The 19,494-nt window shown below is 64.3% G+C and carries 22 protein-coding genes; all 22 read right to left on the bottom strand.

Annotated features, from left to right (window positions below; translation table 11 throughout):
- Positions 1 to 122: 122 nt before the first annotated feature.
- The 22 genes from nuoL to F9K20_RS11150 all read right to left on the bottom strand — a co-directional run bounded on the left by nuoL (position 123) and on the right by F9K20_RS11150 (position 18,831).
- Positions 123 to 2,063, bottom strand: a complete 1,941-nt coding sequence (gene nuoL, locus F9K20_RS11255) for an NADH-quinone oxidoreductase subunit L (protein ID WP_291001448.1) — start codon at positions 2,061 to 2,063, stop codon at positions 123 to 125.
- A gap of 8 nt (positions 2,064 to 2,071) precedes the next feature.
- Positions 2,072 to 2,380: an NADH-quinone oxidoreductase subunit NuoK gene (nuoK, locus tag F9K20_RS11250; protein ID WP_291001354.1), complete on the bottom strand. Its 309-nt coding sequence runs from the start codon at positions 2,378 to 2,380 to the stop codon at positions 2,072 to 2,074.
- A 19-nt stretch (positions 2,381 to 2,399) separates the two neighbouring features.
- On the bottom strand, positions 2,400 to 3,059 hold the full coding sequence (locus F9K20_RS11245) for an NADH-quinone oxidoreductase subunit J (RefSeq protein WP_291001351.1): 660 nt from the start codon (positions 3,057 to 3,059) through the stop codon (positions 2,400 to 2,402).
- 177 nt (positions 3,060 to 3,236) lie between these two features.
- Positions 3,237 to 3,725: an NADH-quinone oxidoreductase subunit NuoI gene (gene nuoI, locus F9K20_RS11240; RefSeq protein WP_291001347.1), complete on the bottom strand. Its 489-nt coding sequence runs from the start codon at positions 3,723 to 3,725 to the stop codon at positions 3,237 to 3,239.
- A 31-nt stretch (positions 3,726 to 3,756) separates the two neighbouring features.
- The gene (gene nuoH, locus F9K20_RS11235; protein WP_291001344.1) at positions 3,757 to 4,824 is read right to left on the bottom strand and encodes an NADH-quinone oxidoreductase subunit NuoH; all 1,068 of its coding nucleotides are present in this window, start codon (positions 4,822 to 4,824) and stop codon (positions 3,757 to 3,759) included.
- Positions 4,825 to 4,839: 15 nt separating this feature from the next.
- Positions 4,840 to 6,954 (bottom strand): NADH-quinone oxidoreductase subunit NuoG, encoded by a 2,115-nt coding sequence (gene nuoG / locus F9K20_RS11230; RefSeq protein WP_291001341.1) that lies wholly within the window; start codon positions 6,952 to 6,954, stop codon positions 4,840 to 4,842.
- Positions 6,955 to 6,973: 19 nt separating this feature from the next.
- Positions 6,974 to 7,216, bottom strand: coding sequence for a hypothetical protein (locus F9K20_RS11225; RefSeq protein WP_291001339.1), 243 nt, complete (start codon positions 7,214 to 7,216; stop codon positions 6,974 to 6,976).
- A gap of 34 nt (positions 7,217 to 7,250) precedes the next feature.
- Positions 7,251 to 8,534, bottom strand: a complete 1,284-nt coding sequence (gene nuoF / locus F9K20_RS11220) for an NADH-quinone oxidoreductase subunit NuoF (protein WP_291001446.1) — start codon at positions 8,532 to 8,534, stop codon at positions 7,251 to 7,253.
- An 11-nt stretch (positions 8,535 to 8,545) separates the two neighbouring features.
- Positions 8,546 to 9,169: an NADH-quinone oxidoreductase subunit NuoE gene (gene nuoE, locus F9K20_RS11215; RefSeq protein WP_291001336.1), complete on the bottom strand. Its 624-nt coding sequence runs from the start codon at positions 9,167 to 9,169 to the stop codon at positions 8,546 to 8,548.
- 177 nt (positions 9,170 to 9,346) lie between these two features.
- Complete coding sequence (locus F9K20_RS11210; protein ID WP_291001333.1) at positions 9,347 to 9,691, bottom strand: hypothetical protein; 345 nt, start codon at positions 9,689 to 9,691, stop codon at positions 9,347 to 9,349.
- A 75-nt stretch (positions 9,692 to 9,766) separates the two neighbouring features.
- Positions 9,767 to 10,069 (bottom strand): hypothetical protein, encoded by a 303-nt coding sequence (locus tag F9K20_RS11205; protein WP_291001330.1) that lies wholly within the window; start codon positions 10,067 to 10,069, stop codon positions 9,767 to 9,769.
- A 152-nt stretch (positions 10,070 to 10,221) separates the two neighbouring features.
- Positions 10,222 to 11,463 (bottom strand): ParA family protein, encoded by a 1,242-nt coding sequence (locus tag F9K20_RS11200; RefSeq protein ID WP_291001327.1) that lies wholly within the window; start codon positions 11,461 to 11,463, stop codon positions 10,222 to 10,224.
- Between the two features lie 90 nt (positions 11,464 to 11,553).
- Positions 11,554 to 12,744 carry an NADH-quinone oxidoreductase subunit D gene (locus F9K20_RS11195; RefSeq protein ID WP_291001324.1) on the bottom strand — a complete coding sequence of 397 codons (1,191 nt, stop codon included), beginning with the start codon at positions 12,742 to 12,744 and terminating at the stop codon, positions 11,554 to 11,556.
- Positions 12,745 to 12,753: 9 nt separating this feature from the next.
- Positions 12,754 to 13,185, bottom strand: a complete 432-nt coding sequence (locus F9K20_RS11190; protein WP_291001321.1) for a GFA family protein — start codon at positions 13,183 to 13,185, stop codon at positions 12,754 to 12,756.
- A 2-nt stretch (positions 13,186 to 13,187) separates the two neighbouring features.
- Positions 13,188 to 13,640, bottom strand: coding sequence for a thioesterase family protein (locus F9K20_RS11185; protein ID WP_291001318.1), 453 nt, complete (start codon positions 13,638 to 13,640; stop codon positions 13,188 to 13,190).
- Between the two features lie 19 nt (positions 13,641 to 13,659).
- Complete coding sequence (locus tag F9K20_RS11180) at positions 13,660 to 14,028, bottom strand: hypothetical protein (protein ID WP_291001316.1); 369 nt, start codon at positions 14,026 to 14,028, stop codon at positions 13,660 to 13,662.
- A gap of 23 nt (positions 14,029 to 14,051) precedes the next feature.
- Entirely contained in the window at positions 14,052 to 14,669 is a 618-nt protein-coding gene (locus F9K20_RS11175; protein WP_291001312.1) for an NADH-quinone oxidoreductase subunit C, read from the bottom strand.
- Positions 14,670 to 14,755: 86 nt separating this feature from the next.
- A complete protein-coding gene (locus tag F9K20_RS11170; RefSeq protein WP_367115863.1) occupies positions 14,756 to 15,286 on the bottom strand; it encodes an NADH-quinone oxidoreductase subunit B family protein in 531 nt (176 codons plus the stop codon).
- Positions 15,287 to 15,324: 38 nt separating this feature from the next.
- On the bottom strand, positions 15,325 to 15,690 hold the full coding sequence (locus tag F9K20_RS11165; RefSeq protein WP_291001306.1) for an NADH-quinone oxidoreductase subunit A: 366 nt from the start codon (positions 15,688 to 15,690) through the stop codon (positions 15,325 to 15,327).
- A 652-nt stretch (positions 15,691 to 16,342) separates the two neighbouring features.
- Positions 16,343 to 17,173: a quinoprotein dehydrogenase-associated SoxYZ-like carrier gene (locus F9K20_RS11160; RefSeq protein WP_291001302.1), complete on the bottom strand. Its 831-nt coding sequence runs from the start codon at positions 17,171 to 17,173 to the stop codon at positions 16,343 to 16,345.
- A 23-nt stretch (positions 17,174 to 17,196) separates the two neighbouring features.
- Positions 17,197 to 18,105 carry a quinoprotein relay system zinc metallohydrolase 2 gene (locus F9K20_RS11155; protein WP_291001444.1) on the bottom strand — a complete coding sequence of 303 codons (909 nt, stop codon included), beginning with the start codon at positions 18,103 to 18,105 and terminating at the stop codon, positions 17,197 to 17,199.
- A 156-nt stretch (positions 18,106 to 18,261) separates the two neighbouring features.
- Positions 18,262 to 18,831, bottom strand: coding sequence for a TetR/AcrR family transcriptional regulator (locus tag F9K20_RS11150; RefSeq protein WP_291001300.1), 570 nt, complete (start codon positions 18,829 to 18,831; stop codon positions 18,262 to 18,264).
- Positions 18,832 to 19,494 lie beyond the last annotated feature (663 nt).

Below are 19,494 nucleotides of genomic sequence, written 5' to 3'. Positions count from 1 at the left end.
TGGGGAACGAATTTCGCGATCTGAAGGACACTAGCAGAATCAACCTGCTAGTATGATTCAGATCGAGAAGTTCGCTTCTCGACCCAGCCGCGGATGATGTAGCGAACTTCTCGATCATCATACTAGCGCGGCCCACCCATGAACATGACGTAGCTGACGAGCAGCGCGACGCCGATCAGCATGACGAAGGCGTAGTGGTAGACGTAGCCCGTCTGGATGCGCACGGCGCGCGCCGTGACCTCGAAGACGCCGGCAGCGGTCCCGTCGATCAGCCCGTTGATGATGTTGATGTCGCCGACCTTCCATAGGAAGTTCCCCAGCCAGAAAGTGGGGCGCACGAAGATCGCGTCGTAAAGCTCGTCGAAGTACCACTTGTTGAGCAGGAACAGGTACAGCGGACGGAAGACGCGCGCCGTCACGGCCGGCAGCGAGGGCACGGCGATATAGTAGAGGTAGGCGAACAAGAAGCCGGCCGCCATGGCGATGGTCGGCGCCCACGGCACCCAATCGGGGAGCTCGTGGATGGCGTGCAGGATGTGGTTGTGCGCGCCGTTGAAGATGGCCTTGCCCCAGAATTCGTGCTGACCCTCGCCGACGAAGAACGGCGTCGCGGCGCCGGCGACGATGGCGCCGAAGGCGAGCACGGCGAGCGGCACCAGCATCACCGACGGGCTCTCGTGGGCGTGCTTGTACGTCTGGATGTCGGCGCGCGTCGGGCCATGGAAGGTCATGAACATCAGCCGCCAGGAGTAGAACGAGGTCATCAGCGCGGCGATGACCAGCGCCCAGAACGCGTAATCGTTGGGCGTGTGCGCCGCGTAGGCTGCCTCGATGATGGTGTCCTTGGAATAGAAGCCCGACAGGCCGGCGATGTGCGGGATGCCGAAGCCGGTCAGCGCCAGGGTGCCGATCAGCATCATCGCCCAGGTGAACTGCAGCTTGGGCCGCAAGCCGCCCATTTTGCGCATGTCCTGCTGGTGATGCATGGCGTGGATCACCGAGCCGGCGCCGAGGAACAGCAGCGCCTTGAAGAAAGCATGCGTGAACAGGTGGAAGATGCCGGCCTGGTAGGCGCCGACGCCGCAGGCGACGAACATGTACCCGAGCTGCGAGCAGGTCGAATAGGCGATGACGCGCTTGATGTCGTTCTGCACCAGGCCCACGGTCGCCGCAAAGAAGGCGGTGACGGCGCCGATGAGAATGACGAACTGCAGCGCGTCGGGGGCGTGCTCGAAGATCGGCGATAGGCGCGCCACCATGAACACGCCGGCCGTCACCATGGTCGCGGCGTGGATCAGCGCCGAGACCGGCGTCGGGCCTTCCATGGCGTCGGGCAGCCAGGTGTGCAGCAGGAACTGCGCCGACTTGCCCATGGCGCCCATGAACAACAGCAGGCTCAACGTGGTCAGGATGTCGACCTGATAGCCGAGGAACTCGAACGACTTGCCCGCCATGCCGGGAGCCGCGTCGAACAGCTGGTCGAGGTTGACGGTGCGGAAGACGGCGAACAGCCCGAAGATGCCGAGGGCAAACCCGAAGTCGCCGACGCGGTTGACGATGAAGGCCTTGATGGCCGCGGCGTTGGCTTCCGGCTTTTTGTACCAGAAGCCGATCAAGAGGTAGGAGAAGAGGCCGACGCCCTCCCAGCCGAAGAACATCTGCACCAGGTTGTCGGACGTCACCAGCATCAGCATGGCGAAGGTGAAGCCCGACAGGTAGGCGAAGAAGCGCTCGCGCGAGTCGTCCTCCTCCATGTAGCCGATGGAGTAGACGTGCACGACCGCCGATACCGTCGTCACCACCACGAACATCACGGCCGTGAGCGTGTCGACCTTGAACGCCCAGCCGACGTCAAGCTCTCCCGACGTGATCCAGCGCTCGATGGCGACGTGCGCCGTCTCGTGCCCGAAGCCGACGCGCCAGAACACGATCCACGACAGCACGCAGGAGACGATCAGCAGGCTGCTGGTGATCACCTCCGACGGGCGCGGGCCGAGCAGGCGCCCGAACAAGCCGGCGATGAGGGCGCCGAGCGCCGGCAGGAAGACGATGGCCGAGTAGATCATGCCCCTCAGCCCTTCATCATGTTGATGTCTTCCACCGCGATCGAGCCGCGGTTGCGGAAGTAGACGACGACGATGGCGAGCCCGATGGCCGCCTCGGCGGCGGCGACCGTCAGGTTGAACAGGGCGAACACCTGCCCCACGAGGTCGCCGAGAAAGTAGGAGAACGCCACGAGGTTGATGTTGACGGCGAGCAGCATGAGCTCGATCGACATCAGGATGACGATGACGTTCTTGCGGTTGAGGAAGATGCCGAGCATGCCGAGCGTGAACAGGCACGCGGCGACTGTCAGGTAATGTCCAAGCCCGATGGTCATTGATCCCCCGCTTGCCGCATCAGCTTCGCGCTCCGGCAGGAGAGCTCTTCGCCGCCGCCGGAATGATCGCGCCGCCGGCGGGCACCTTGACGATCTCGACCCCGGTCGCCGGCGTGCGCGCGACTTGGCTGGCGATCGACTGGCGCCGCACCCCCGCCTTGTGTTGCAGCGTCAGCACGATGGCGCCGACCATGGCGACGAGCAGCACCAGGCCTGCCACTTGGAAGAAGTAGACGTAGCGGGTGTAGAGGACGAGCCCGAGCTGCAGCGTGTTGGAGGCCTCGCGCCCCAACTCGGCCACGGCCGCGCCGGGATGCTGGGCGACGCCCACCCCGAAGCCGCGCCCGAGGAACAACAGGATCAGCTCGGCGAGCACGATGCCGCCGACGAGCAGGCCGACCGGTGCGTTCTTGATGAAGCCGGCGCGCAGCTCCGCGAAATCGACGTCGAGCATCATGACGACGAACAGGAAGAGGACGGCGACGGCGCCGACGTAGACGATGACGAGGATCATCGCCAGGAACTCGGCGCCGAGCAGCACGAACAGGCCGGCGGCGTTGAAGAAGGCGAGGATGAGGAAGAGCACGGCGTGCACGGGGTTCCTGGCCACGATGACCATGACCGCCGCGGCGACCGCCAGCGCTGCAAACAGATAGAAGAAACCCGCCGTCAGAGCCATCGTGCTTCCACAGCCCTCTGCGGCCGCCGCTTAACGTGCGGGCGCTTCAAGCGCCCCGCCCGTCGAGCCAGCGGCACGTTCCACCGCGATAGGGTGAGTACCCCATGCGTCTCCACAATCCAAGCGCCGAGAGCATGCCGTCTCGCCCGGCGCCTTCCCTGCCCGTCCCCGGGCAAATCAGCGATACGGCGCGTCGAGCGCCAGATTGCGAGCGATCTCGCGCTCCCACCGGTCACCGTTATCGAGCAGCTTCTCCTTGTTGTAGTAGAGCTCCTCGCGGGTCTCGGTGGCGAACTCGAAGTTCGGCCCTTCGACGATGGCATCCACCGGGCACGCCTCCTGGCAGAGGCCGCAGTAGATGCACTTGACCATGTCGATGTCGTAGCGGGTGGTGCGGCGCGTGCCGTCGTTGCGCCGCGGCCCCGCCTCGATGGTGATGGCCTGCGCCGGGCAGATGGCCTCGCACAGCTTGCAGGCGATGCAGCGCTCCTCGCCGTTGGGGTAACGGCGTAGCGCGTGCTCGCCGCGGAAGCGCGGCGACAAGGGCCCGCGCTCGAACGGATAATCGAGCGTCTTCTTCTTGGCGAAGAAGTAGCGCGTGGCGAGGCCGAACGCCTGCACGAATTCCCACAGGAACAGCGCCTTGGCCGATTGTGCAACGTTCATTGCCACGTCTCTCAACCCTCCCCGCGCCGCCTCAAGCGATGCGCGTGTACTGCAGAATTGCTGCGACGACGACGACCATCACCAGCGACAGCGGCAGGAACACTTTCCAGCCCAGCCGCATCAGCTGGTCGTAGCGGTAGCGCGGCACGATCGCCTTCGCCATGGCGAACAAGAAGAACACGAAGACGCACTTGGCGAGGAACCACAGGATGCCGGGTATCCAGGTGAACGGGGCGACCGCCACCGGCGGCAGCCAGCCGCCGAGGAACAGGATCGTCGCCAGCGCGCACATGGTCACGATGGCCACGTACTCGCCGAGCATGAACAAGAGATAGGGTGTCGAGGAGTATTCGACCATGAAGCCCGCGACCAGCTCCGATTCTGCCTCGACGAGGTCGAACGGCGGCCGGTTGGTCTCAGCCAGAGCCGAAACGAAGAAGACGACGAACATCGGCAGCAGCGCCAGCCAGTACCAGTCGAGGGCCGAGGCCGGCAGGCCGGCGCGGGTGCCGATGCCGGTCTTCTGCGCATTGACGATGTCGGTAAGGTTGAGCGAGCCGACGCACAGGATGACGGTGATGATGACAAAGCCGATGGAGACCTCGTACGACACCATCTGCGCCGCCGAGCGCAGCGAGCCCATGAACGGGTACTTCGAGTTCGACGCCCAGCCGCCCATGATGATGCCGTAGACGGCGAGCGAGGACAGGGCGAGCAGGTACAGCACGCCGACGTTGAGGTCCGAGATCACCCACTTGCCCCAGCCGTCCTCGTTGACCGGGATCACCGCCCAGGCGGCGAGCGCGAAGGTCGCCGTCGCGATTGGCGCCAAGAGGAACACGCCCTTGTTGGCGCCGGCCGGGATGATCGGCTCCTTGAAGGCGAACTTCAGAAGGTCGGCGAACGACTGCAAGAGCCCGAAGGCGCCGACGACGTTCGGCCCGCGGCGCATCTGCACCGCCGCCCACACCTTGCGGTCCATGAGCAGAAGGAAAGCGATGATGACGAGCAAGACGACGAGCGTCAGCAGGCTCCAACCGAGCATTGCGGCGAACCACAGGCCATAATCCCACCAGAGCTGCCAGGAGCTATCGGTCATGAGGCTGATTGCTCCCTACTCGGCGGCCTTGAGGCGCGGCGAGTCCTGCACCGTCTTCTTCAGCGCGCTCATCTCCGCCATCACGGTGGAGGCGCGGGCAATCGGGTTGGTCAAGTAGAAGTCCTTGATCGGCGAGGCGAAAGCCTCGCTACCCGGCGTGCCCGTCATCTTCGCCAGCGCGCGCACGCCGTCGAGCGGCGCCGGCTGCAGCGTGTTGAGGCGCGCCAGCGCCGGCGTCGCCTTGTACATGGCCGCGCGCAGCGCGGCGAGCGTATCGTAGGGGAGCGTCTTGCCGACCTTGGCCGACAGCGCGCGCAAGATCGCCCAGTCCTCCTTCGCCTCGCCGGGCGGGAACACGCAGCGCTCCGTCATCTGCGCACGCCCCTCCGTGTTGACGTAGGTGGCGCTCTTCTCGGTGTAGGCGGCGCCGGGCAGGATGACGTCGGCACGGTGCGCACCGCGGTCGCCGTGGTGGCCCTGGTAGATGACGAACGATTGACCGGCGGCCGGCAGCTCGATCTCGTCGGCGCCGAGCAGATAGAGGACGTCGAGCTTGCCGGCGCGCGCGGCGGCGAGCTGCGCCGCTGCATCGAGGCCGCCCGGCCCCGGCACGAAGCCGAGATCGAGGCCGGCGACGCGGGAGGCCGCCGTGTGCAGCAGGTTGAACGGGTTCCAACCCGCGTCGTTCTTGCCCTCGATGGCCCCGAGCGCGATGCGTGCCGCCAGCCCGAGGATGGCGGCACCGTCGGCGCGCGCCGCCACACCGGCGCCGACGATGATCATCGGCCGCTGGGCGCCCTTCAGCGCCTCGGCGAACGAATGCTTGCCCTCGGCGAGCTCCTGCAGCGTCTGCGCGCCGGCGCCCATGTACTCGTAGGCATAGGTCAGCGACGCCGGCTCGCCGATGACGCCGACCTTGAGGCCGCCCTGGCGCCAGCGCTTAAGGATGCGGGCATTCAGCACCGCCGCCTCGAGGCGTGGGTTGGTGCCGACCAGCAGGATGACGTCGGCCTGATCGATGCCGGCGATGGATGAATTGAACAGGTAGCCGCTGCGGCCCAGCGCCGGGTCGAGCTTGGCGCCGTCCTGACGGCAATCGAGGTTGCTGACCCCGAGGCGCGTCAACAGATCCTTGAGCGCGAACAACTCCTCGGCACCGGCGAGATCGCCGGCGATGGCGCCGATGCGCTCGGGCGCCGCCGCGGCGAGCTTTTCGGCGGTGAGCGCCAGTGCCTCCTCCCAGCTCGCCGGGCGCAGCTTGCCGCCCTGGCGCACATAAGGATGATCGAGCCGCTGCGTGCGCAAGCCGTCGCAGGCAAAGCGCGTCTTGTCGGAGATCCACTCCTCGTTGACGTCGTCGTTGTTACGCGGCAGCACGCGCAACACCGCGGTTCCGCGCGTGTCGACGCGGACGGCCGAGCCGAGCGCGTCCATGACGTCGAAGGATTGGGTCTTCTCCAGCTCCCAGGGGCGGGCGATGAACGACCACGGCCGATGCGTCAGCGCGCCGACCGGGCACAAGTCGTTCACGTTGGCCGACAGCTCGGAGAGGATGCCGCGATCGAGGTAGGTGGTGATCTCCATGTCCTCGCCGCGTCCGATGGCGCCCAGCTCCTCCACGCCCGCCACCTCGGTCATGAAGCGGACGCAGCGCGTGCAGTGGATGCAGCGGTTCATGAACGTCTTGATCAGCGGGCCGATGTACTTCTCCTCGACGGCGCGCTTGTTCTCTAAGAAGCGCGAGCCGCCGAAGCCGTAGGCCATCGCCTGGTCCTGCAGGTCGCACTCGCCGCCCTGGTCGCAGATCGGGCAGTCGAGCGGGTGGTTGATGAGCAGGAACTCCATCACGCCTTCGCGCGCCGCTTTCACCAGCGGGCTGGCGGTCAAGACCTTGCGCGGGGCGCCGTCCTTGTTGGGCGGCAGGTCGGCGACGCCCATGGCGCACGAGGCGATGGGCTTCGGAATACCCTCCACCTCGACTAGGCACATGCGGCAGTTGCCGGCGATCGACAGGCGCTCGTGGTAGCAGAAGCGCGGGATCTCGGCGCCGGCCATCTCGCACGCCTGCAGGATGGTGGTGCCGGGCTCCACCTCGATCAACTTGCCGTCGATGATGATTGGCTTGTTCATACGTCCTACCCGATCAGCGTCATCGCGTGGCAATGGCGAGCACGGCGAGCCCGCCGATGAACAGGGCGAGCGACACCCAGCCCTTGGCGTACGCCGACATCGGTGAGCCGGCGAAGCGCTGCTCGTACCAGACGCCGGCCGCATACCCCAGCAGCGCGCCGATTGCGGCACCCGGCGAGCCCCACGCCAGATAGCCGACGGCGCCGACCGCCAGCGCCCCTGCGATGGCGGAGAGCGTGAAGGAAGCGATAATCAGCGCCAACAGATCCAAAGCTCGTCCCTTCCCGCGTTCGCATCTATTCGGCGGCTTCTTTGACGGCCGCTCGGTGCGCATCGATACGCTCTTCGATGACGTGGCGGTAGTTGCGCAGCAGCCCCTGCACCGGCCAGGCGGCGGCATCGCCCAACGCGCAGATGGTGTGCCCCTCCACCTGCCTGGTCACGTTGTAGAGCAGATCGATCTCGCGCTTCTCCGCCTCGCCGCGCTGCATGCGCTCGAGCACGCGATACATCCACCCGGTGCCCTCGCGGCAGGGCGTGCACTGCCCGCACGACTCGTGCTTGTAGAAATAGGCGATGCGGGTGATGGCCTTGATGATGTCGGTCGACTTGTCCATGACGATGATGGCGGCCGTGCCGAGCCCCGACTTCAGCTTGACGAGCGCGTCGAAGTCCATGGTCAGGTTATCGCACTGCTCGGCGGGGATCATCGGCATCGACGAGCCGCCCGGAATGACGGCGAGCAGGTTGTCCCAGCCGCCGCGCACCCCGCCGCAGTGCTCGTCGATGAGCTGGCGCAACGGGATGCCCATCTCCTCCTCGACCACGCACGGCCTGTTCACGTGGCCGGAGATCTGGAACAGCTTGGTGCCGGTGTTGTTCGGCAGGCCGAGGGAGGCGAACCACGCCCCGCCGCGGCGTAGGATGTCCGGCACCACGGCGATGCTCTCGACATTGTTGACCGTCGTCGGCGCGCCGTAGAGCCCGACGTTGGCCGGGAACGGCGGCTTCAGGCGCGGCATGCCCTTCTTGCCTTCGATGCTCTCGATGAGCGCCGTCTCCTCGCCGCAGATGTAGGCGCCGGCGCCGTGGTGGACGACGATGTCGAAATCCCAGCCGTTGTCGTTGTCCTTGCCGATCAGCTTGGCGTCGCAGGCTTCATCGATCGCCGCCTGTAGGCGCTCGCGCTCGCGGATGAACTCGCCGCGCACGTAGATGAAGCAGGTGTGCGCCTTCATGGCGAAGGAGGCGAGCAGCGCGCCCTCGATCAGCAGATGCGGATCGTGGCGCATGATCTCGCGATCCTTGCACGAGCCGGGCTCGGACTCGTCTCCGTTGATCACGAGGTAGGACGGCCGCGCGTCGTTCTTGGGCATGAACGACCACTTGAGCCCCGTGGGAAAGCCAGCCCCGCCGCGGCCGCGCAAACCCGAGACCTTCACCTCGTTGACGATCCAGTCCTGGCCCTTGTCGATCAGCGCTCTCGTGCCATCCCAGGCACCGCGCGCGCGCGCGCCGGCGAGCCGCCAGTCATGGAAGCCATAGAGGTTACGGAAGATGCGGTCCTTGTCCTGCAGCAGCATTGCAGTCCTCACACCTTTTCCGTGTCGCGCCGGCCCTCGCCGAGAAGCGTCGTCGGGCCACCGGCTGGGCAGGAGGCGCGCCGCCCGATCTGCGAGCCGGGCTTCACCGCCTTTCCGGTGCGCAAGTCATAGAGCAGCTTGTCGAACAGCTCCGGATCGAGGTCCTCGAAGGTGTCCTTGCCGATCTGCACGACAGGAGCGTTGGCGCAGCAGCCAAGGCACTCGACCTCTTCCCAGGAAAACTGGCCGTCGGGTGACAGCTCGTGGGGATGCTCGGCGATGCGCTCCTTGCAGATTTCGATCAGCGCCTCGGAGCCGCGCAGCATGCACGGGGTGGTGCCGCATACCTGCAGATGGGCTGTCTTGCCGACGGGGGCAAGCTGGAACATCGTGTAAAATGTCGCGATCTCGAGCACGCGGATGTAGGCCATGCCGAGCATATCGGCGACGGCGCGGATAGCGGGCTCGGTGGTCCAGCCCTCCTGCTCCTGCGCCCGCCACAGCAGCGCCAGCACGGCCGAGGCTTCCTTGCCGGGCGGATACTTGCCGATCTCGCGCTTCGCCCAGGCGAGGTTCTCGGGCGTGAACGCAAAGCTCAGCGGCTGCTCGGGATATAGGCGGCGGACGGCCAAGGCTGGCACCTCTCGGGAGCACGGCTCAAGCCCAGCGATGCGGGGCCGCGATCGGTCCTGCTCCGCGGGCAGTTTCGCTGATTTTGACGCAGCGCACAATCACCCGTTCACTACGTCTGAACGCGCCGCAAGGCAAGCATTTGCGGGCATGCTGCGCCATAGTTCCTTTGACGAGTGTCAGCCCGACGTCCCGAGCGGCCAGCTGATCAACAGCGCCAGCACGGCGAGCGGCGCCAGCAATAGCGCCGATTGCGCGCCGACGCGCAAAAAGCCGCTCCAGAATACGGCCAGCGCGACGCCGAAGATCACGATGATGAGGCCACCGTGCAGCGGGCCGCGGGCGACGGCAAAGGCAAGGCCGGCGGCGATCGACACGAGGGCGATGACCAAGATCAGTGCCGGAACCATCGCCTGGGCAGTGCCCAACGGCCAGCCGGCCCTGAGCGCGATGGGGCGGTAGGTGGCGAGTGCCAGCCCCCAGCCGATGGCCCCCACCGCCAACAAAAACAGATGATCGACCATGGCCCAGACCCTGCGCGTGCGCTACTCAACTGCGCAAGTCTGATGGGCGATCAGTCGCTGGTCAACGCGCAGCTGTCACCAAGGACGAACGCGCTCGGCGACCTTGTTCTTGGCGTGGAAGCGGACGATCTCGACGAAGCGCTTGGAGATGGCCGCGAGCGCCATCGCCTTGGAGGACGACTTCTTGCCGCCGCCGTTGTAGCGCTGTGCGATCGAGATGATATCGGCTGCCTTCAGTCGATCATCGGTCTTGATATCTGCCAAGGCAGTCTCGAACGCAGGGCGCTGATCGCCTACCCGAATTAGGCGCGCCACGTAGTCGTCCAGCAGCTTGTCGTCGGCAGCTCGCTGCTTCTTCTGGCCGCGAGAATTGGCCATGTCATCCCGGGAAAAACCGAATATCTCACTTAGGCTCAAGATAGCCATGGCGAGACCTCCTTGCTAGAGCTGCGGCACGCTCTACAGGAGCCCGCTTTGAATGTGGTTAGTCGATACCAGGCGATTCGGGGCGCCCTGGAGGCGACAGCCGCCTATTTTGCTGGGAATATCTTCTGACACATTTCTTCGAATAGCGGGTCAAACCACCTGCGAAGGGGGACACCTTGCCCATCCTTACCGAAATAGGCGACATCGACACCTGACGCGCTTCCGATGTCGACCTTTCGCGGAAGTGTTGCCTTTAGCACAAAGTCCTCGTCCTCCCGCCAGAGGTGGCCGGCCTTACGGCAGAGATCCAAAGCCCTTATCTCGTTTCCAGTGGGCTCCGCCTGTCGCGTCATGCAGCCGATGATGCCTTTGAGGTCGATCTCGAGGTCAAGGTCCAATCCTACCTGCTTCACGCTCGTCAGAAACTGACCAACAGCCTCGGCGGAGAGTGAGTCGAGAATTGTCGGTACAAAAAAGAAGTGACTCGTGACAAGTGCGTTCACAGTACCGAGCGTCATCCTCGGCGGCATATCCAAAACGATGACTTTGTAAGACCGCCTAATTTCGGATCGCAGGAGAACATTGGCGAGGCGGTGGCGAACATCAATTCCGCCATCGGCCTGCAGAAGCCAACTCAGCAGCAGTCTGTTCTCGACCTGCGCGAAGCCATAGTTCGATGGTACGAGCCAGCCGCGTTTGAGCTTCTTTGCGAGATGGACGTTCGCTTCCTCGAGCGTGATCAAGTTCGCGTTGGGGTCAAACAGCTTGTCGACGTTGGACGGCACGTCCTCTCGCTCGATAGCCAGCATTAGCATGTTCGAGAGCGAGCCCTGGAAGTCCAAGTCTATCAGCAGCACGTCTTCTTCGAGGGTCTCGCTGACATATGCCGCGAAATTTGCAGCTAAGGTCGTCTTGCCTACGCCGCCTTTCAGGTTCCCGATAGTTACAATTCTAGCGCCGCTGGGATCCCACAAGCTTGCTCGATGCGTGTTGAACGAAGGAGATGGTCGCAGCGCCCAAAGAGCGTTGGAGCTATCGGTGATCTTGCGAAGATCATCCTCTAGCTCTGCTATTCGATCCCCTCGCGCCGCAAGCTCGTCTTGGGCCGCTTGAAGCTTATCCTGCTCCTCTCGGACAAGTGTATGGGCATGATCGACTTCGATCTCGAGCCGCCCGAGCTCCGTGGACTTGACGATGATTTCCTTCCGATCCTTGCGGTTCCACAGAAACGCAAGAAGCGCCAATATGGGAGAAACGACGTAGGAAACGACCCGTATGACCGGCTCGTGCTCGCCGTAAAATCGAACTATCGCGTCCCAAATCTCGGAAAGTAAGTCGAACTCCACAACACCACCTCAACCGAAAAATCCGGCTGAGAGTGCCACGACCGCAATGCGGCTACTGTTGCGAGAGCGCAACCTTGGCGGGAAATCCTCCTAGCGGTCGATTTCGCCGAACACGATATCGATCGAGCCCAAGATGGCCGAGACGTCGGCCAGCATGTGCTTCTTGGTGAGGAAGTCCATCGCCTGCAGGTGCGGGAAGCCCGGCGCGCGGATCTTGCAGCGGTACGGCTTGTTCGACCCGTCGGCGACGAGATAGACGCCGAACTCGCCCTTCGGCGCCTCCACCGCCGCATACACCTCGCCCTCCGGCACGTGGAACCCTTCCGTGTAGAGCTTGAAGTGGTGGATGAGCGCCTCCATCGAGCGCTTCATGTCGGCGCGCCGCGGCGGCACCACCTTGCGGTCGGCGGCGACGTACGGCCCCGCCCCCTCGGGCGAGCGCAGCTTGTCGCAGCACTGCTGCATGATCATCACCGACTGGCGCATCTCGGCCATGCGCACCAGATAGCGGTCGTAGCAGTCGCCGTTCTTGCCGACGGGGATGTCGAAGTCGAGCTCGGCGTAGCACTCATAGGGCTGCGCCTTGCGCAAATCCCAGGCGGCGCCCGAGCCGCGCACCATGACGCCGGAGAAACCCCAGTCGAAGCAATCCTTAAGGCTGACGACGCCGATGTCGACGTTGCGCTGCTTGAAGATGCGGTTGTCGGTCAGCAGCGTCTCGATGTCGTCGAGCACCTTGGGATGGGTGGCGCAGAAGTCGGCGATGTCGTCGATGAGCTGCGGCGGCAGGTCCTCGTGCACGCCGCCGACGCGGAAATACTTGGCGTGCATGCGGCTGCCCGAGGCGCGCTCGTAGAACACCATCAGCTTCTCGCGCTCCTCGAACCCCCACAAGGGCGGGGTGAGCGCGCCGACGTCCATCGCCTGAGTCGTCACGTTGAGGAGGTGCGACAGGAGGCGGCCGATCTCCGAATAGAGCACGCGAATGAGCTGGGCGCGCCTCGGCACCTTGAGACCCAAGAGCTTCTCCGCCGCCAAGCAGAAGGCGTGCTCCTGGTTCATCGGCGCCACGTAGTCGAGACGGTCGAAGTAGCCGATGGCCTGCAGGTAGGTCTTGTGCTCGATCAGCTTCTCGGTGCCGCGGTGGAGAAGACCGATGTGCGGATCGACGCGCTCCACCACCTCGCCGTCGAGCTCGAGCACGAGGCGGAGCACGCCGTGCGCGGCGGGGTGCTGCGGGCCGAAGTTGATGTTGAATTGACGGATGTCTGTCTCGGCCATGCCGCTATCTCACTTAGGTTCGTCGCCGGTTCCGGTATAGACCGCCATCGCGTCCGCGCCATAGAGCTTCTGGGTCGGATTGGCGAAATCGTAGAAGGTGGGCTTGTCCTCGATGAAGATTTCCTTGGCAAGGGTGAGCCCGGTTGGAGCATCGAGCGAGCCGGCGGTGAACGTGTAGCGCTCCTCGCCGGCCACCTTCCAGAACAGGATCGATCCGCAGCGCTTGCAGAAGCCGCGCTCGCCAGTGGGAGAGGAGCGGTAGACGCCGATGTCGTCGTGGCCGGTGAAGGTCGGCGCACCCTCAACGTCGATGTACATCAGCGGACCGCCGGTCCAGCGGCGGCACATGCTGCAATGGCAGACGCTCACGTCGTGCGTAGGCGCCTTGGCCTTGTAGGTGATGGCGCCGCAGAGGCAGTGGCCAGAAATGTCGTGCGTCACAATCAGCCTCCGATCCGGTGGCTGATGGCCTCGGCGCGGGCCAGCTTCGCCTTCTCGTTGACGCGCGAGACGAACTTCGTCCACGGAATGATCATGCGCTCGTGACGTCCTTCGCCGATGAGGTCGATGCCGTCGTGCGCCTTCACCTTGAACCAGATGCGCCGGCCGTCGACCTTGGTGCACTCGGCATCGACCGTCACCGTCTGCCCCGGCACGGTGGCGGCGATGTGCGAGACGTCGATGTGGATGCCGAGGCTGCCCTCGCCATCTTCCAGATGCGGCTCGATGACCTTCATGCACGTCCATTCCATGAGACCGACCATGAAGCCGGTGGCGAACACGGTCGGCATCTCCCTGAACTCGGCGGCCTCGGGGTAAAGATGCGGGACGGTCTTATTGGCGGGAACGCGGTAGGAGAACTGCGCCGTGGCGCCGGGCTTCAGCGTGTTCTTCATCGGCTCTTGCCCTCGTTGCTCATGTCGGCACCCTGTCCCCGATCCACTTACCGACATAGGCAGCGCCGATGCAAGGCACCCCCAGCAGCGCGAACATGATGAGCCCAAGAGGAAGCAGGTTCGGCACCCCGTCCGCCGCCAACGCCAGGAACAGCGACCAGGCCGCCTGCGTCGCAACGATGGCGACAGCCCAACGCCACGGGCGCTCGCGAAAGCCCAGCCCGAGCACGAAGGCGGCGATCAACATCAGCGGATAGCCGATCAGCCAGTAGTTGGGATCGTCCCATGCTTCTTGCCTGCCGCCGAGCAGGCGCACGAGGTCCCAGGCGAGCACGCCGGCGACCATCGCGATGGCATAGGGCACGATGGGTGAAGCGGTGCGTGCCATGCCGCTAGCCCTCACCCGCAAGCTCATGCCTTGCCGGCCGGGCCGCTGGCCTTCTCATCCCCCGGCAGCACGTAGCGCGTGCCCTCCCACGGGGACTCGAAGTCGAAGCTGCGGAACTCCTGCGCCAGCTCCACCGGCTCGTAGACGACGCGCTTCTGCTCGTCGTCGTAGCGCACCTCGACGTAGCCGGTGAGCGGGAAATCCTTGCGCAGCGGATAGCCCTGGAAACCGTAGTCGGTGAGAATGCGGCGCAGGTCCGGATGGCCGGAGAACAGGATGCCGTACATGTCGTAAGCTTCGCGCTCGAACCAGTTCGACGCCGAGAACACGCCCACCGTGCTCGGCACCGGTGTCGTCTCATCGGTCTGGAGCTTGACGCGGATGCGCTGGTTGAGGCGCGGCGACAGCAGATGATAGACGACGTCGAAGCGGGCCTCACGCGCCGGCCAATCGACGCCGCAGATGTCGATCAGCACTTCGAACAGGCACCGCGTGTCATCACGCAGGAAAGTCAGCACGTCGACGATTTTTTCGCGCGGAACGTCGAGCGTCAGCTCGCCGTAGACCACGCGCTTGGAGGTGACGGCTGGACCCAACGCCCCCGCAACATGATCACCCAGCTCTTGCAGCGACAGGCCCATGGCATCTCTCAATCAGTCCGTAGACATTGGGCAGTAGGCAGTGAAACAAGTCTGGCCCTTACCGCCGACTGCCCATTGCCCGCTGCCTACCTTTCAATCGTTCCCGTGCGGCGAATCTTGCGCTGCAGGAGCAGCACGCCATAGACCAGGGCTTCGGCCGTCGGCGGGCAGCCCGGCACGTAGATGTCGACCGGCACGATGCGGTCGCAGCCGCGCACCACCGCGTACGAATAGTGGTAGTAGCCGCCGCCGTTGGCGCAGCTGCCCATGGAGATCACGTAGCGCGGCTCCGGCATCTGGTCGTAGACCTTGCGCAGGGCGGGAGCCATCTTGTTGGTCAGCGTGCCGGCGACGATCATCACGTCCGACTGGCGCGGAGAGGCGCGCGGGGCAAAGCCGAAGCGTTCCAGATCGTAGCGCGGCATCGACGCCTGCATCATCTCCACGGCGCAGCACGCGAGCCCGAACGTCATCCACATCAGCGAGCCGGTGCGCGCCCAGTTGATGAGGTCGTCGGTTGTGGTGACGAGAAAGCCCTTGTCGGCAAGCTTGGAGGAGATCTGCGTGAAGCCCTCCTCGCCCGGCTTGACCAGCAGGCCGCCGGAGGCGGGCTCGATACGGGTCCTGCCGGAGGCGGGCTCGAGCCGGGGCGTGATCAATCCCATTCGAGCGCTCCCTTGCGCCATTCGTAGATGAAGCCGACCGTCAAGACGGCGAGAAACACCATCATCGACCAGAACCCGAACAGGCCAATGTCGCCGAAGGCGACCGCCCACGGGAACAGGAAGGCGACCTCCAAATCGAAGATAATGAACAGGATGGCCACCAGGTAGTAGCGCACGTCGAACTTCATGCGCGCGTCGTCGAAGGCGTTGAAGCCGCACTCGTAGGCGGAAACCTTCTCCGGGTCGGGGTTGTTGACGGCGATCACGAACGGCACCGCCATCAGGATGAAGGCGATGGCGAGCGCCACGCCGATGAAAATGGCGATGGGCAGGTAGTCGTAGAACAGCTGGTCCATGGGCGTGCCTTAAAGGGCGTGCTTGGGCGGCTCGTGACGTCGATGCGCGCGAGGGGTCGTGCTGCGTCGCAATATCGTTGCTCTGGTGTTATCGCAGCCGCCGCGCGCACGCAACCGCAAGTGCGCCGCACGGATCCTGGCGAATATCAGGGAGACGACGGCCGGCTGCATTTCAGCATGGGCCCGCGCCGCGGCCCATGCTCCGGCGCGTCACGGCGGAGCCATGCTGCGCATGGACGGCGCCCGGCGCGAGCGCCGGCCATCAAAAAGCACCACGCTCGTCGGGCGATGCTTCTCTCTGCTCGTGTCAGTGGAATAGAACATGGCGCGAGAGACGGGACTTGAACCCGCGGCTCCGGCGTGACAGGCCAGAAAATACTCAATGGATTCAGAGAGCCCTGACACTTTTCGCGCCCGCTAACGGACCCCAAGCGGGCAAAAGTGTCACTGCAAATGCAACATTACGTCACTAAGCGGACGGACGCTGTGGGCGGCCATGTCATCTACGGGCCGAAAGAGACATCCGCCAAGCGCTGGAAAGCAGCCCGTATCGGCCAGGACACGCTCATTCCCGCGCGCTGATGCGGCCCATCAGAGCGCCGCGATACTTGGTCCAGTCCATCAATGCCATGCTTCGTTCTTCCCTTGGTGGCTACTGAGAAACGGCAACTTTCCGCGAGCGCGCCGTGAACTTGGTGTCGTCGGTGTCGACGGAGGTCACATCGAGCGCGTTCTCGGCGGTGTTCGCGTACGTAAACCTGAAATTCGGGTTGGCAGTGATGGAAATTCCGGTCTCCGCGCGGAAGACCAAGTCGTTGCCGCGCATCACGGTGACGTCCTTGATGAAGCGGGCCGGGATGTAGCCGCGCGACATAGGGTCCATCTGCATGCCATTGGTGTTGGGGTGCTTGATCATGATCTGCGCCTCGCGCAGCGGCGTTGCGGGGAGCGCCGGATCGAAGCTCTTGACGATGGTCTTGCCGATGTCCGCCAGATCGCCGTCCGCGTCCTTCGGCGCCGGGGCCGAGCATCCGCCCGAGGCCTTCACGAAGGCCTTCGCCATGTGCAGCGTGCCGTCGGCCGTTTCGACGACGGCGTGGACGTAAGAGTAAGTATCGACACGGACACGCGTCGACATTCTGCGCTCGCCGCCGCCTTCGCCGGCCGCTGGACCGAAGGTGAACGTGGCCGCGACCGGTGCCGGGTTCTTGTCGATGATCAGCACCATCGATTTGAGCTGGCCCTTCGCCGAAGGCGACACACGGACGGTGATCGGGACAATCGCGGCGTCCTCGGCGCGCTCCGGTGCATCGAGCTGCACGATACCGTCGTTCTCGACGATAGGCCGCGATCCGAACACATCGCGCTGCAACGAGGGCCATAGATCGTCGTCGGCGGCCACGCCTCCTGCGCCCAGCGGGAGGAGCGCTGCGACTACGGCGAGGATTAATCCCGAGCGGGCGATTGGTTGCTGAGCGTGCATGCGCGTCTCCATCCCTTTGAGTGCTATTCCCATTCGAGCTCGGCGAAGGCCGCCGTGACGTTGCGGACGTGGTACTGTTCGAACAGCCGCCACTTATCGCGCTCCGACGACCCTGCGGTCTTCGTCGCCTCTGCGAGGCTCTTGCCGTCCTCGATCAGCCGGCGCACGTCGGCGGCGACGACCGACCAGTATTCCTTCTCGGCCGACACGGCCTCTGGCAGGAGCATGGCGTGTGGACCGTGTCCGGGAACAACACGCGCCGCCTTGCGGCCTTCGAGTTGCTCGATGAGTGCGAGCCAGCCGCGCAGCGAGCCATCGAGCGTGGGGATGTGACCAGAAAACAGAAGGTCGCCGAGAAACAGCGTGTCGGTCGCCGTATCAATGATGATCAGATCGTTGTCGGTGTGGGCAACCGTCTGCGCCTCGCACACCAGGGATCGGCCGCCGAGATTGAGCGTGAGCTTGTCGTTGACGCTCACCGTGGGCGGTATGATTTCACTGCCGTCGAAGGCGTCAGCGCCCAGCATGTGCTTGCTGGTGGCGAGATACTGATCGGCGCGCGCGGCGAGGCCGCGCGCGAGCTTGTGATGGCCGACGAACTCGGCGCCATCCTCCTTGAACGCCACGTTGCCGAGTACGTGGTCGGGGTGCATGTGGCTGTTGACCACGTAGCGGATTGGCTTGTCGGTAATCGCCCTGATGGCCGCTCGCATCTCGGCGCCCACCTTAGCGCTACCGAGCGTATCGATGACGGCGACGGCGTCGTTGCCGATCACGAAGCTCGCATTCGCCATATCTCCCCTGTTTTCGGGAGACTGCAGCTCGTAACGCCCTTGGTGAACAAAGACGCCCGGCGCGACTTCGCTGAAGGTCATGCCGTTAGCAGCGAGGGCCGGTAACCTGCCGACGAGTGGGGCGACAGAGAACGCCAGCGCCGAACGCAGAAAAGTGCGTCGGCAAGCACACTGCCGTAGGACACCTGCGATCGCATTTGTCTCCCTTTCGGTTGCTTTGCCGATCGCTTGCAGCTGTCCGGGCGTACACACGGGACCCTTCCTTCTAGTTGGTAGGGACACAAGGCAAATGAACTACTCGACAAGGCCGTCGACGACCTGCCTGAAGACGGGCTTTATGACCGTTGGATCTTTCGATGCCCACGCCACCACACTCGCGCCCTGCAACGTGCTCAACAAAAGCAAAGCCAGCCGCTGCGGCGGAGTAGCGGTCTTGATCTCACGCTTGGCGATGCCCTGACGAACGATCTTGTCGAGCCAGGCGAGATGAATCTCGAAGAATTTCTTCACGCGCCATTGCATGGAGACGGGGAGATAAGCCGCATCCGCCGCAAGCGCCCCACAGAGCGGCATTTGTCCGTCGCGCAGACTGTCAGCGAAGAGGTCACCATAGGCGAGGAGCTTGCTCTTGGTGTCGGTCGGCTGCGCGGCCAGCTCGTCGAGTTCAGCGACAAAGCGCTTCAGATAAGAGTCGATGAGCGCCGTTCCCAACGCTTCCTTGGTAGGAAAGTGGTGGTGGATGCTCGCCTTGCGTATCCCAACGCGCTCAGAGAGATCGGCGTAGCTAAAGGCGGCGTAGCCCATCGTTCGGATGAGGGCTTCAGCCTCGGAAAGCAGCGCAGACTTAGTATCGATATTGGGCATGACCCTGTCTACCTACTACAAGGTAGGCTGTCAAGAGATCCGTAACGAGGCGGCACGAGACGCCTGGAATTCGGAACTTGGAAGCCAAGCCTTGACCTCCTTTCGATCCCCACGCCGGATAACAGACCGCCTAAGCGCCGCCCTGCACAGCGGAAGTCGCCAACAGCAGTTCGCCAAAGCCGCTTTGGGCTGCTTGGGTCAGAAGCGGAGCTCGCTCGGTATCAGTCAGGCGTCAGCTTTTCCATCGGGAGCAGTCGAACTCCAGCCGCCGTTGCGGCGGTCCGATCCCCTCGCGGGTTGGGGGTAGTCCTGAGCTTTGAGATCGGCTCGGGCGAAATCTGCGCGAGCCAACAAGCCCAACGCTAGCGACGGCGCCGGACCAGAGGTGTCACTGTCAGACGACCGATGAGCTAAGTCACTGAAAAGGGGTGGCGCGAGAGACGGGAGCTGAACCCGCGGCATCCGGCGTGACAGGCCAGAAATCATATAGGCTAAAAATGCGTCGGCCGCGATTGTTAGCAGCAACCACGGCCGGCGGCTTGTCCAACCCCGAAGCTAACTCGGAGTTGAACGTTGGCTTACTTGTCGCACATCGGCGGCGCCAGCGCAAGCCCAGCGCTTCAGCGAGGCGTCGGCTTTTCCATCGGAAGCAGTCCTCGAACT

This window comes from Hyphomicrobium sp., from assembly GCF_009026145.1.
Lineage (GTDB): Bacteria > Pseudomonadota > Alphaproteobacteria > Rhizobiales > Hyphomicrobiaceae > Hyphomicrobium_A.
This window is presented reverse-complemented; position numbering and strand designations above follow the sequence as displayed.